The organism is Dactylosporangium sp. NPDC005555 (genome assembly GCF_040605635.1).
Taxonomy (GTDB): Bacteria; Actinomycetota; Actinomycetes; order Mycobacteriales; family Micromonosporaceae; genus Dactylosporangium.
In genome coordinates, this window is the sequence record NZ_JBEXDG010000013.1 from 54,371 (window position 1) to 66,595 (window position 12,225).

At 72.9% G+C, this 12,225-nt stretch carries 11 protein-coding genes; 3 read left to right on the forward strand and 8 right to left on the reverse strand.

Features of this window, described 5'->3' with window-relative positions; genetic code table 11:
- Nucleotide 1: 1 nt before the first annotated feature.
- Genes ABZS58_RS17095 through atzF form a run of 3 tightly spaced genes read right to left on the reverse strand, consistent with a single transcriptional unit; the run spans nt 2 to nt 3,125 of the window.
- Nucleotides 2–682: an isochorismatase family cysteine hydrolase gene (locus ABZS58_RS17095; protein ID WP_354782349.1), complete on the reverse strand. Its 681-nt coding sequence runs from the start codon at nt 680–682 to the stop codon at nt 2–4.
- Between the two features lie 8 nt (nt 683–690).
- The gene (locus ABZS58_RS17100; RefSeq protein ID WP_354782351.1) at nt 691–1,389 is read right to left on the reverse strand and encodes an isochorismatase family cysteine hydrolase; all 699 of its coding nucleotides are present in this window, start codon (nt 1,387–1,389) and stop codon (nt 691–693) included.
- The gene (atzF, locus tag ABZS58_RS17105) at nt 1,386–3,125 is read right to left on the reverse strand and encodes an allophanate hydrolase (RefSeq protein WP_354782353.1); all 1,740 of its coding nucleotides are present in this window, start codon (nt 3,123–3,125) and stop codon (nt 1,386–1,388) included. Before atzF ends, ABZS58_RS17100 begins: the two co-directional genes overlap by 4 nt.
- A gap of 119 nt (nt 3,126–3,244) precedes the next feature.
- Between atzF and ABZS58_RS17110 the strand changes: the two genes are divergently transcribed.
- Nucleotides 3,245–4,219 carry a hypothetical protein gene (locus tag ABZS58_RS17110; protein ID WP_354782355.1) on the forward strand — a complete coding sequence of 325 codons (975 nt, stop codon included), beginning with the start codon at nt 3,245–3,247 and terminating at the stop codon, nt 4,217–4,219.
- Nucleotides 4,220–4,298: 79 nt separating this feature from the next.
- Nucleotides 4,299–4,949: a hypothetical protein gene (locus ABZS58_RS17115; protein WP_354782357.1), complete on the forward strand. Its 651-nt coding sequence runs from the start codon at nt 4,299–4,301 to the stop codon at nt 4,947–4,949.
- A 41-nt stretch (nt 4,950–4,990) separates the two neighbouring features.
- Here ABZS58_RS17115 and ABZS58_RS17120 read toward each other — a convergent pair whose 3' ends face one another.
- Nucleotides 4,991–5,635 (reverse strand): GntR family transcriptional regulator, encoded by a 645-nt coding sequence (locus ABZS58_RS17120; protein WP_354782359.1) that lies wholly within the window; start codon nt 5,633–5,635, stop codon nt 4,991–4,993.
- A 351-nt stretch (nt 5,636–5,986) separates the two neighbouring features.
- On the opposite strand from ABZS58_RS17120, the gene ABZS58_RS17125 reads away from it, so the two are divergent.
- Nucleotides 5,987–6,622: a hypothetical protein gene (locus ABZS58_RS17125; RefSeq protein ID WP_354782361.1), complete on the forward strand. Its 636-nt coding sequence runs from the start codon at nt 5,987–5,989 to the stop codon at nt 6,620–6,622.
- Nucleotides 6,623–6,653: 31 nt separating this feature from the next.
- Here ABZS58_RS17125 and ABZS58_RS17130 read toward each other — a convergent pair whose 3' ends face one another.
- The 4 genes from ABZS58_RS17130 to aceB are packed head-to-tail and all read right to left on the reverse strand — an operon-like array spanning nt 6,654 to nt 12,105.
- Nucleotides 6,654–7,904 carry a heterodisulfide reductase-related iron-sulfur binding cluster gene (locus ABZS58_RS17130; protein ID WP_354782363.1) on the reverse strand — a complete coding sequence of 417 codons (1,251 nt, stop codon included), beginning with the start codon at nt 7,902–7,904 and terminating at the stop codon, nt 6,654–6,656.
- Complete coding sequence (locus tag ABZS58_RS17135) at nt 7,904–9,079, reverse strand: FAD-binding oxidoreductase (protein ID WP_354782365.1); 1,176 nt, start codon at nt 9,077–9,079, stop codon at nt 7,904–7,906. The genes ABZS58_RS17130 and ABZS58_RS17135 overlap by 1 nt, the downstream gene beginning before the upstream one ends.
- 3 nt (nt 9,080–9,082) lie before the next feature.
- Nucleotides 9,083–10,540 (reverse strand): FAD-linked oxidase C-terminal domain-containing protein, encoded by a 1,458-nt coding sequence (locus tag ABZS58_RS17140; RefSeq protein WP_354782367.1) that lies wholly within the window; start codon nt 10,538–10,540, stop codon nt 9,083–9,085.
- A complete protein-coding gene (gene aceB / locus ABZS58_RS17145; protein WP_354782369.1) occupies nt 10,537–12,105 on the reverse strand; it encodes a malate synthase A in 1,569 nt (522 codons plus the stop codon). The genes ABZS58_RS17140 and aceB overlap by 4 nt, the downstream gene beginning before the upstream one ends.
- Between the last annotated feature and the right edge of the window lie 120 nt (nt 12,106–12,225).

Here is a 12,225-nt window from a genome sequence, read left to right on the forward strand (position 1 = left end):
CTCACGTCCTCTGCAGAGAGGGTTGCAGTGCGTCGATGAACGAGGTGGAGGGCGCGACCCAGCCGAAGATGCCGCCCTGCGCGGCGATCATCGCCAGGCCCGCCTCCTGGAACTGCGGGAAGTACGAGCCGACGCAGTCCGACAGCACGAGACACTCGTAGCCGCGGTCGTTGGCCTCCCGCACGGTGGTGTGCACGCAGACCTCGGTGGTCACGCCGGTGACGACGAGGCTGCGGATCCCGGCTGCCGTGAGCACCTCGCCGAGTTCGGTGCCGTAGAACGCGCCCTTGCCGGGCTTGTCGACGACGAGTTCGCCGGGGGCCGGCGCGAGCTCATCGATGATGTCGTGGCCGTGCTCGCCGCGGATGAGGATGCGGCCCATCGGGCCGGGCGCGCCGATGCGCAGGCTGGGGTCGCCGCGGTGCAGCTTCGCCGGTGGGCAGTCGGACAGGTCCGGCAGGTGCCCCTCGCGGGTGTGGATGACGGTGAGGCCGGTCGCGCGGCAGGCCGCCAGCAGCGCCGCCGTCGGCTCGATGACGCGGCGCAGCTGCGCGACGTCGTTGCCGAGGGTCTCGCCGAAGCCGCCGGGCTCCATGAAGTCGCGCTGCATGTCGATGACGAGCACGGCGGTGGTGGCCGGGTCGAAGGTGAAGGGTCCTGGCAGTGCGTCCACTGTGGCCATCGAGGCTCCTACGAAGACACGGTCGCCGCGATCACGTCGGCAGACGTGGCGACGCAGCCGAAGACCCCGCCCTGCATGGTGACCATGTGCAGGGCGGCGTCGTGGTTGGAAGGGTCGGTGGCGCCGGTGCAGTCGCTCAGGATCAGGCACTCGTAGCCACGGTCGTTCGCCTCACGCATCGTCGTGTGCACGCACACGTCGGTCGTGATGCCGGTCAGGATGATGTGGGTGATGCCGTGGGTGCGCAGCACCAGGTCGAGGTTGGTGGCGTAGAACGCGCCCTTGCCGGGTTTGTCGACGACGACCTCGCCGGGTGCCGGCGCCACCTCCGGCACGATCTGCCAGCCGGGCTCGCCCTTGACGAGGATCCGCCCGCACGGGCCGGCCGCGCCGATCTCGGCGCCGATCCGCGCGGACCGCCAGCGTTTGTTGGGCGGCAGGTCCGACAGGTCCGGGTCGTGGCCCTCCCGGGTGTGCACGACGAGCATGCCGAGCCCGCGCACGTGGTCGAGCAGTTTCGCGGTCGCCGGCAGCCCCGCGCGGGTCAGGCCGATGTCGTAGCCCATGCTGTCGACGTAGCCGCCCGGGCCGCAGAAGTCAGTCTGCCAGTCGATGCACAGCAGCGCCGTGCGCTCGACCGGGACCGAGCCGTCGTACGGCCAGGCGTAGGGCCTGGCGCCGCCGACCGGGCCGATGCTTGCACTCATTGTCCCTCCTCTTGCCGGTGTGCCCGAAAGCCCCCGCTCGCGGTGATGTCCTGTGCGGTGCCGGCCGCGTACGCCTCGCACAGGAACCCCTGCACCGTTGTGCCGTCCACTGTGGACAGGTAGCCGATCGACAGCGGCGCCGTGACGCTGCCGAGCAGGGCGCCCACCGCCGCGGTCGGCAGCCGCCAGATCTCGACCTCGATGTGCGCGCCCTGCCCGGCACCGACCCGCACGAGGCCGGGCACGCCCGTCGGCAGCAGGTGCAGCCGGTAGCACGCCTCGGTCCGGGTGGTGCGCACGAACCTCCCGCCGAGCGCGACCAGCTCGGCGTTGCGCGACCCGCCGCGCAGGTGATGACCGGCGACGGCGAGGTCCACGGTCGTCGGTCTCGCATGGTGTACCTGCGGCGCCTCGCCCATGAACGCGGCGGCGAGCCCGAGCAGGGTGCCCTCCGCGAACGCCGGGCCGATCAGCGACAGGCCCGCCGGCCGGCCGTCGGGTGTGGTCCCGTTGGGCACGGCGACGACGGCGAGGTCGAGCAGGTTCGCGAACTGCGTCCAGCGGCCCAGGACCGCGTTGCGGCGCAACGGCTCCTCGGCGATCTCGTCGAGGGTGAACGTCGTCGGCACGGTCGGCAGGATCAGCACGTCGATCGCGGCGAACAGCCGCGCGGTCTCCTCCTTGAGCACCTGCAGCCGGTGCTGTGCCCTGAAGGTGTCGGCGGCGGTGAACGCGTGACCGCCCTCCAGGATGCCGCGGGTGAGCGGCAGCACGCCGGCGCCGTGCTCGCGCAGGAAGTCCTCGAGGTCGGCCAGGCGTTCGGCGACCCACGGCCCCTCGTACAGCAGACCCCCCGCCGTCAGCAGCGGCGTGATGCCGACCTGGGTGGTGGCGGACGTGAGCCGCGCGGCGGCGAGGCAGCCGGCGACGTAGCGCTCCGCCTGGCCGTGGTCGCCGTCGAAGTCGAGGGCGCCGGGGCGGGCGACGCCGAGGCGGACGGCCGCCGGTGGGAGGCTTTCACCGGTGGCCGCCCGCGACCAGGGGTCCCCGGCCGTGGGTCCCCGCGTCACGTCCAGGACCGTGCGGGCGTCGGCGGCGTCGAGCGTGAAGATCGAGACGCAGTCGAGGGACCGGCAGGCGGGCACGACGCCGGCGGTGCTGAGCAGCCCGCGGGTCGGTTTGAGCCCGACGATGCCGTTGAGCGCGGCGGGCACCCGGCCGGAGCCGGCGGTGTCGGTGCCGAGGGCGAACGCGACGACGCCGGAGGCGACCGCGACGGCGGAGCCGGAGCTCGACCCGCCGGCGATGAGACCGCCGCCGTAGACGCTCTCGACGGCGCCGTAGGGCGAGCGGGACCCGGTGAGCCCGGTCGCGAACTGGTCGAGGTTGGTCTTGCCGACGAGCATCGCGCCGGCGGCGAGGAGCTTCTCCACGACGGGCGCGCCGCGGGCCGGGGTGTAGGCGAACGCCGGGCAGGCGGCGGTCGTCGGCATCCCGGCGACGTCGATGTTGTCCTTGACGGCGAACGGGATGCCGTGGAGGGGGAGGCCGGGGTCGAGGTCCTGCAACTGGCGTGCACGGGCGCGGAGCTCGAAGGGGGACACGCGGCTGATCCAGACGCCGGGCGCGGACGGCGCGGCGATGACCTGCTCGGCGACGTCGCCCGGGGTGAGCGTGCCGCGCAGGTACGCGTCGCGAAGTGCGGCGATACCTGCCCGGGTGGCCAGTGGAGTCATGCTGTCGATTGTCGACAGTTCTGTTTCGGCGAACCGCGGCGCTTGTAACGCGTCGATGTCCAAGGTGCAGTACCCGACAGTTGCTCGTATGTGATCGCCGTCACTGCGACCCTGCCGCGATGAGACGACTGTCCCGGCTCGGGCTCGCGGTCATCGTCGGTGTCGGATGCACCGTCACCGCCGTGGGCCCCGCACACGCGGCACCACCGGTCGCCACACTCACCATGAGCGGTGAGATGCACTACGAGGCGGCGCTCAACCAGGCCAACCGGCTCACCGTCACCAACCCGTCGGCGGGTGTCGTCGCCTTCACCGACGTCTACCCGATCACGTTCAGTACGCCGGACGGGAGCACCTGCAGCTACCCGTACGCGGTGCAGACCACCGTCCACTGCGTCCACGGCTCGTCGTTCCTGGACATCAAGACCTACGACCTCGACGACGTCATCGACAACCGGTCCTCCTCCAACATGCACGCCTTCGGCGGCGACGGCGACGACATCATCAAGATGGGCGGCAAGGCCACCTCGGCGGCGGCCGGCGACGCCTCGGGCGGTGAGGGCGACGACATCTTCTACTCGGGCCCCGGCGACGACTGGCTCTTCGGCGGCAACGGCACGGACACCGTCACCTTCCAGGGACGTCAGGCGAAGATCACGGCGGACATGTCGGGCGGCGGTGACCCGCTGACCGGCGAGCACGACGTCTTCGGCCAGATCGAGAACCTCACCGGTGGCGGCGCGGCCGACAAGCTCACCGGCGACGTCGGCGCCAACGTCATCGACGGCGGCTGGTACACCACGCCGTGCTTCCCGTACCCGACGGGATCCGCGCAGCTCGCGCCCACCGCCTTCCAGGCGCCGCCGCCGTGCACCACGTACTCCGGCGACGACGTCATCGACGGTGCGGGCGGGCCCGACACGCTCCGCGGCCGGCAGGGTGCCGACACCATCAAGGGCGGCCCGGGCAACGACGTGCTGTACGGCGACGCCGGCAACGACACCCTCGACGGCGGCGCGGACTCAGACCTCTGCTACCCGGGTGCCGACGGCGCCACGACCATCAGCTGCTCCATCCTCGCACCGCTCCCGTGAGCGCACAGTCGTGAGAGCACTGTCGTAACGACGCGCGGCATGGCAAGATCCGGCGGTCCCTTCGGCTCCGGAGCCTGCCATGCTGTTCGTCCGCATCCCCGTCGGCGCGCCCGTGCCGCCCGTCTGCCCCCGCCACGGCCGCCACGTCACGAAGCCGCGGGAGATGGCCTTCCTGTCGGCGCTCGCGCCGTGGATGTGGCCGGTCGCCGTCCTCGGCGGGCGCCTGATCTACCACTTCGTCCTGCGCGCCCTGCGCAGGGAGGTCGTCGTGCCGGCCTGGCCGTGGTGCGGCCGCTGCGAGCTGCGCTTCGTGGCCCCCGTCGTCGCCGGCTACGCCACGTTCTTCGGCAGCGTGGCCGTCGCCGTCTACGCCGTCGAGCAGGACCCCTCCACGCCCGGGTACTCCACCATCGGCATCGCCCTGCTGTGCGCGGTCGTCGGTCTCCTGGTGGCCGCGAGCAGCTCCCGGACCCTCGTGGCGGGCGTCCGGGTCAGCCGCGACGGGCTGTGGCTGGAGGTGCGGCGCGCACACCCGTCCTTCCTCGAGGCACTGCGGTCGCAGCCCGCCCCCGACTACCCGATGCCGGCCGGCTTCACCGTCCCGGCGACCGCCGCACCCTTCGCGGTCCGGGCCGCGCCCCCGGTCCTGGACGCGCCTGCTGCCGTCGACACACCCCCTGTCCTCGACGCGCCGCCGCCGTCGCACGGCTGGGCTCCTCCGAGCGCCTGACGGTCCCTCGTGCGCCGGACGACCTCGTGAACCCGGGGGCGTCAGGGGAGGTAGGAGCGGGCGCCGTGCTCGTCGAGGGCGGCGAGCACCGCGGCCGTGTCGTGGGCGGACACCGCCTCGAACAGCCGCTCGTGCCGGTGCACGCCGTCGTGCGGGCGGGCGACCTCGGCCTCCCGGCGCAGGTTGAGCGCCATGTACAGCTGGATCTTCACCAGGATCGACTCGTAGACGTCGGTGAGCTGACGGTTGCCGGCGAGCGCGACGACCGCCACGTGGAACTCGCGGTGCGCGGTCGCCACGTCGAACTGGTCGCCGCGCGCGTCCGCCTCCTGCATCGCCTTCACGCCGGCGGCGACACCGGTGAGGTCGGCGTGCGGGTCGGTGACCGAGACGGCGTACCGCTCCAGGACGTCGCGGACCGCATACAGCTCCTGGATGTCGTCGGCGGACAGCGTCGCGACCCGGACGCCGCGGCGCGGCACGTGCTCGACGAGCCCCTGCTGGGCCAGCAGGCGCAGCGCCTCCCGCAGCGGGGCGCGGCTGATGCCGAAGCGCCGCGTCAGCTGCTCCTCGACGAGCCGCTCACCGGGGTCGGTGGCGCCGCTGAGGATCTCCCGGCGCAGCCGCGACACGGCGAGGTCGACCAGGCTCGCGCTGGCCAGCTCCTCGGACGCTCCGGGCTTCACCCGCCCAGTGTCGCAGACTCCACCGGTCAGACGCTCTGGAGCCGGTGCAGCCTGGCGAACAGGCCATCGGCGGCGATGAGCTCGTCGTGGTGCCGAGCTCGGCGAGCCGGCCACCGGACAGCACCGCGACCCGGTCGGCGCCGCGCACGGTGGCGAGCCGGTGCGCGACCACGAACGTCGTCCGGCCCCGCATCAGCCGGGTCAGCGCCTCCTGTACCAGCGACTCGGACTCACTGTCCAGCGCCGACGGCACTCACCGGTGCGGACCCGCCGATCGCACGGTGCGGGACGGCTCAACGTCACCGTGGTCACAGGGGCGGAAGTGTCGGTGGGGGGCGGTAGCCTGCTCCCATGACGCAGCCACCCTACGGGCAGCAGGACCCATATCAGCCAAACCCGTATGGCCAGCCCCAGTATGGGCAGCAGCCGGCCGACCCGTATGCGTTGCCCGCCGGGCCGCAGCAGCCGATGTCCGGCCCGCCGTCGTCGGGCCCGCCCGGGTCGGGCCCGCCGTATTCGCCGACCTATCAGCTGCCGGTCTCCGGCGCCCCGACGTCCGGCGGCTACGACCCCTATGCCCAGCAGCAGGCGGCGTATGGCCAGCCCGGCTACGGCCAGCCCGGCTACGGCCAGCCGGGCTACGGCGTGCCCGTCCTCGGCATGGCCAACGCCGGCTACGACCCGGTGACCGGCCAGCCGTATTCGGACAAGTCGAAGCTCGCCGCGGGCCTGCTGCAGCTGCTGCCGGGCCTGTTCCTGGCCCTCGGCGGCATCGGCCGCCTCTACGCGGGCAACACCGCCATCGGCGTGACCCAGCTGATTCTCAGCGTCGTCGTCGGCTGGTCGGCGTTCTGGTGCGGGTTCTTCGTCTTCGGGCTGACGTGGCTGGTGTCGCTAGGCCTGTGGATCTGGTTCGTGGTCGACGGCATCATCCTGCTGGCCGGCCGCCCCGTCGACGGCCAGGGCCGCCCGCTCCGCCCGAACTGACCCGCACCCCTGCGGCCGCGCCCTCCGCGGGTCAGGGGGCGCGGGGGAGGCGGACGCCGCGGATCGAGGCGTCCAGGACCTGGGCGGTGTGGGCGGTGCGGATCGTGGCGCCGGTGGTGCGGGCGCCGGAGGCGATCTGCATGAGGCAGCCCGGGTTGGCGGTGACGAGCCAGTCCGCGCCGGTGGCGAGGACGTCGCGGGCCTTGCGGGCGCCGAGTTGCGCGGCGGGGGCCGGGTTCAGGACGTTCCACACGCCGGCGGAGCCGCAGCAGATCTCGGGGTCGGCGATCTCGAGCAGGGTCAGGCCGGGGACGGCGCGGAGCAGGTCGCGGGGCTGGGACCGCACACCCTGGGCGTGGGCGAGGTGGCAGGCGTCGTGATACGCCACGGTGACCGGCAGCGGGTGGCGTGGGGCGGCCGGGCCGAGGGTGGCGAGGAGTTCCGAGAAGTCGGTGACGCGGGAGGCCAGCCAGGCGGCGCGCGGGGCGTAGACGGGGTCGTCGGCGAGCAGGTCGCCGAGCTCCTTCAGGGACGAGCCGCAGCCGGCGGCGTTGACGACCAGCGCGTCGATGCCCGCGCCGGCGAAGGTGTCCACGATCCCGCGGGCGAAGCGCGCCGCCTCGGCGCGGCGGCCGCTGTGGACGCTGAGGGCGCCGCAGCAGCCCTGGCCCGGGGGGATCACCACGTCGCAGCCATCCGCGGCGAGGACCCGGGCGGTGGCGGCGTTGACGGCGGGGAAGAACGCGGACTGCACGCAGCCGGTCAGCATCCCGACGACCGCCCGGCGCGCGCCCAGCGCCGGCAGCGACGAGGGCAGCGGCACGGAGGAACGCACCGGCGGGGCGAGCGCGGCGAGGGTCGACAGCCGCCCCGGCAGCCGGTCCAGTAGCGGTGAGCCGAGCCGCTGGTACAGCGCCAGCGGCCCCTTCAGCGCCGCCAGCCGGCGTGGGTGGGGGAACAGGCCGAAGACCAGTGCGCGCAGCGCCCGCTCGGGCAGCGGCCGGGGGTGCCGCTCCTCGACCACGACGCGGGTCTGCTCGATGAGGGTGTCGTAGCGGACACCGGACGGGCAGGCGGTCACGCAGGCCATGCAGCCCAGGCACGCGTCGAAGTGGCCCGCCGCGGCCGGGGTCAGCGGCTCGCCCTCCAGCTGCTGCAGCATCAGCTGGATCCGGCCGCGCGGCGAGTCCATCTCCTCGCCCCACAGCACATAGGTGGGGCAGGTGGGGAGGCAGAATCCACAGTGGACACAGTCGGAGACGAGATCGGGATCGATGGACATCAGATGCCTCCCACGAACCGCCCCGGCGCGAGGATGCCGAGGGGGTCGAACTGCTCCTTGACCCGGCGCATGAGGTCGAGGCCGTCGACGTGCCCCCACACGTCGACCCGCGAGCGGACCCCCGGCGGCGAGGTCAGCACCACGCAGTGCCCGGCGCCGGCGCGGGTCGCGGCGCGCAGGTCGCTGACGACGCCGACGACCGAGCCCGGGTCGGTGTCGCCGGGCAGGCCCGCGTAGAGGACGCCGGTGCCCGCGGAGCCGCGCACGTGCAGCGCGACGTCGTGCAGCTGCGCGGTGACGCCGGCGGCGGTCAGCAGGTACGGCACCCGCGACAGCGCCGACGTGAGCTTGATGCCGATGTCGCCGGGCCGCCACGGGTAGGCGCCCCAGCCGGGCGGCGGGGTGTCGGTCGTGACGGCGTCGCCGCCGAGGAGTTTCTCCAGCTCCGCGGAGCGCTGCGCGACGCCGTCGGGGACGCCCTCGACGAGGGCGGTGACGGTGAACGGGTCGGTGTCGATCTCCAGGGCGCTCGGGACGACCTGCGCGCCGAGGACCGCGGACAGGGCCCGCGCGGCGTCGTCGGGGCCCTCGACGCGCACCGACACGAAGCGCTGCGCGGCCGGCAGGGGGTGCAGGCGGAAGGCGCACTCGGTGATGACGCCGAGGGTGCCGTACGACCCTGCGGCCAGCTTGCCCAGGTCGTAACCGGCGACGTTCTTCACGACCTTGCCGCCGGCCTTCGCCACGACGCCGTCGGCGCGCACGACGGTGACGCCGATGAGCAGGTCGCGGACCGTGCCGTACAGCATGCGGCGCGGCCCGGACGCGTTGACGGCGACGGTCCCGCCGACGGTCGCGCCCGGCAGGGGCTCGTCCAGCGCCAGCTGCTGCCCGGCCGGCCGCAGTGCCTCCTGGACCTGGCGCAGGGGCGTACCGGCGCGGACGACGGCGACGAGGTCACCCGCGGCGTGCTCGACGAGCCCGCAGAGCTCCGCCGTCTCCAGGATGAGGTCGAGCCGCTGGGGTGGCAGCGCCCAGTCCTGACGGGTCCCGGCGCCGCGCACGACCAGCGCGAGATTGTCGCCGGCGGCGCCGCGGACCACGTCGGCGACCTCATCGGTGGAAGCCGGCGTGGCGACGGCGGCGGCCGGCACCCCCGAGATCAGCGCAGTCATCTCCTAGAAAACCTCCGCGACGCCTGGGTCGTGCAGCGGATGGGTGCCCTTGTGCCGTCCCGGCACCTCGCCGCACAGGCGGGGCGTCGGGAACACCTTCCCGGGGTTCGACAGCCCGCGCGGGTCGAACGCGCACCGCAACAGCTGCATCGTGTCGAGGTCGGCGTCGCTGTACATGCGGGGCAGGTGCTTGGCCTTGTCGACACCGACCCCGTGCTCGCCGGTGATGGACCCGCCGTGCTCGACGCAGATGTCGAGGATCGCGCCCGACACCGCCTCGGCCCGCTCGGCCTGACCGGGGACGGTCTCGTCGAACAGGACCAGGGGGTGCAGGTTGCCGTCGCCGGCGTGGAAGACGTTGGCGACCCTGACGCCGTGCTCGCTCGCGATCTCGGCGATGCGGGTCAGGACCCGGGGCAGCGCGGTGCGGGGGATGACGCCGTCCTGGACGATGTAGTCGGGGCTGATCCGGCCGACGGCGGCGAACGCCGACTTGCGCCCCTTCCAGAACAGGGCCCGCTCGGCCTCGTCGGCGGCGATGCGGATCTCGAACGCGCCGTGCTCCCGGCAGAACGCCTCGACGGCGGCGAACTGCGCGTCGACCTCGGCGCGCGGCCCGTCGAGCTCGACGATGAGCACCGCGCCGGCCCCGCCCGGGTAGCCGCAGTGCACCGCCGCCTCCGCGGCCTCGATCGCCAGGGCGTCCATCATCTCCACGGCGGCGGGCACCACCCCGGCGGCGATGATCGCCGAGGTGGCGGCGCCGGCCTGGTCGGTGCCGGGGAACGCGGCGAGCAGCGTGCTGACCGTCTCCGGCAGGCGCACGAGCCGGACCGTCACCTCGGTGGCGATGCCGAGGGTGCCTTCGGAGCCGACGAACGCGCCGAGGAGGTCGTACCCGGGTGTGTCGGGCGCCCGGCCGCCGAGCCGGACGAGGTCGCCGTCGGGCGTGACGATCTGCACGCCGGTGACGTGGTTGGTGGTGAACCCGTACTTGAGGCAGTGCGCGCCGCCGGAGTTCTCCGCGACGTTGCCGCCGATGGAGCAGATCTGCTGGCTGGACGGGTCCGGCGCGTAGTAGTAGCCGTGCGGCGCGGCGGCGCGGCTGACCTGCAGATTGATCACGCCGGGCTCGACGACGGCCCGCTCGTCCTGCGGGGCGACCTCGCGGATCGCGCGCAGCTGGGAGGTGACGATGAGCGCGCCGTCGGCGTGCGGCAGCGCCCCGCCGGACAGGCCGGTGCCGGAGCCGCGGGCCACGAACGGCACGCCGTGCTCGGCGCACGCCTTGACCGTGTCCGCGCATTCCTGGGCGGTCCGCGGCAGCACGACGACGGCGGGCACGACCCGGTAATGGGTCAGGCCGTCGCACTCGTACGTGCGCAGCTGCTGCCGATCGGTCAGCACCTGCTCCGGCAGCAGGAGCTCCCGGAGCCTCGCCGTCAGCGCTGCGACGGTCATGGCATGCGGTCGTACGCCGGCAACGTCAGGAAGTCGACGAACTCGTCCGCCACGGCCACCTCCATGAACAGTCCTCGGGCCTCGGTGAGGTCGCCCGCAAGGCGCGCCAGCTCCTCGTCGGCGATCCGCTCGATCAGTGAGCGGGTCACCGTCTCGCCGGTGTCCGCCAGGGTGACACCGGTGTGCAGCCATTGCCAGACCTGCGACCGGGAGATCTCCGCGGTCGCCGCGTCCTCCATCATGTTGTTGATCGCGACGGCGCCGGTGCCCTTGAGCCACGCGTCCAGATACTGCACGCCGACGCTCACCGCGTTGCGCAGCCCGGCCTCCGTCCGCGTGCCCGGGGTGTCGCCGACGGCGAGGAGGTCGGCGGCGGACACCGCCACGTCGTCGCGGAGCCGGTCGAGCTGGTTGGGCCGGTCGCCGAGCACCCCGTCGAACACGCTCCGGCACGTCCCGACCAGGTCGGGGTGCGCGACCCACGAGCCGTCGAAGCCGTCGCCGGCCTCGCGGGTCTTGTCGGCGGTGACCTTCTCCAGGGCGACCTTGTTGACCTCCGGGTCGCGCCGGCTCGGGATGAACGCCGCCATGCCGCCGATCGCGTGCGCGCCCCGCTTGTGGCACGTGCGCACCAGCAGCTCGGTGTAGGCGCGCATGAACGGCACGGTCATCGTCACCGTGTTGCGGTCCGGCAGCAGGAAGTCCTTGCCGCGGGTCTCGTCGAGGAATCTGGACTTCTTGATCACGCTGAACATGAAGTCCCACCGGCCCGCGTTGAGACCGGCGGAGTGCTCGCGCAGCTCGTACAGGATCTCGTCCATCTCGAACGCGGCCGGGAACGTCTCGATGAGCACCGTCGCCCGGATCGTGCCGCGGGGGCGGCCGAAGTGCTCCTCGGCGAAGGCGAACACCTCGTCCCACAGCCGCGCCTCCAGGTGCGACTCCATCTTCGGCAGGTAGAAGTAGGGCCTGGTGACGAGGTGGTTGTGGAAGAAGTAGAGCCCGAAGTCGGTCAGTGACCCGGACGTCGGCGCCCCGTCGACCAGGATGTGCTTCTCCGGCAGGTGCCATCCGCGGGGGCGCACCACGACGGTCGGACGGGGGCCGTCGGTCAGCTCGTAGTGCTTTTCGCCGGAGGTGTACGACAAGGTGCCGGCATTCGCGTCGCGGAGGTTGAGCTGCCCGCCGATCACGTTGGCCCACAGCGGCGTGTTGGCGTCCTCGTGGTCGGCGAGCCACACCTTCGCGCCGGAGTTGAGCGCGTTGATGGTCATCTTCGCGTCGGTCGGCCCGGTGATCTCCACCCGCCGGTCGACGAGGCCCGGTGCCGGCTCGGCCACCCGCCAGTCACCCTCCCGGATCTCGCGCGTCTCGGCCAGGAACCCGAACGTCCCACCGGCGGCGAGCGCCGCCTCGCGCTCCTTGCGGGCCTGGAGGAGCTCCAGCCGCCGGGCGTCGAACGTCCTGTGCAGGTCTGCCAGGAAACTCTGAGCTTCTTCGGTGAGGATCTCGGCGAATCGTTCGTCGAGCGGTCCGGTAATCTCGACGCCCTGAACAGTGCCCATGTCATGACCCTATCGGCTGTGATGCCACCCGGGGCGTGTCGCGGCGCGTGTGATATGGGAAGCTCTGGCGAACAAAACTCAGGTCCGCCACTATTCGGGTCCGTCCAGCAGGGGAGTCTT

Coding starts and splice junctions, on each gene's coding strand:
- ABZS58_RS17115 (WP_354782357.1), top strand. CDS start 4,299: ATGCTGTTCGTCCGCATCCCCGTCGGCGCGCCCGTGCCGCCCGTCTGC.
- ABZS58_RS17110 (WP_354782355.1), top strand. CDS start 3,245: ATGAGACGACTGTCCCGGCTCGGGCTCGCGGTCATCGTCGGTGTCGGA.
- aceB (WP_354782369.1), bottom strand. CDS start 12,105: ATGGGCACTGTTCAGGGCGTCGAGATTACCGGACCGCTCGACGAACGA.
- atzF (WP_354782353.1), bottom strand. CDS start 3,125: ATGACTCCACTGGCCACCCGGGCAGGTATCGCCGCACTTCGCGACGCG.
- ABZS58_RS17135 (WP_354782365.1), bottom strand. CDS start 9,079: ATGACTGCGCTGATCTCGGGGGTGCCGGCCGCCGCCGTCGCCACGCCG.
- ABZS58_RS17100 (WP_354782351.1), bottom strand. CDS start 1,389: ATGAGTGCAAGCATCGGCCCGGTCGGCGGCGCCAGGCCCTACGCCTGG.
- ABZS58_RS17095 (WP_354782349.1), bottom strand. CDS start 682: ATGGCCACAGTGGACGCACTGCCAGGACCCTTCACCTTCGACCCGGCC.
- ABZS58_RS17130 (WP_354782363.1), bottom strand. CDS start 7,904: ATGTCCATCGATCCCGATCTCGTCTCCGACTGTGTCCACTGTGGATTC.
- ABZS58_RS17125 (WP_354782361.1), top strand. CDS start 5,987: ATGACGCAGCCACCCTACGGGCAGCAGGACCCATATCAGCCAAACCCG.
- ABZS58_RS17140 (WP_354782367.1), bottom strand. CDS start 10,540: ATGACCGTCGCAGCGCTGACGGCGAGGCTCCGGGAGCTCCTGCTGCCG.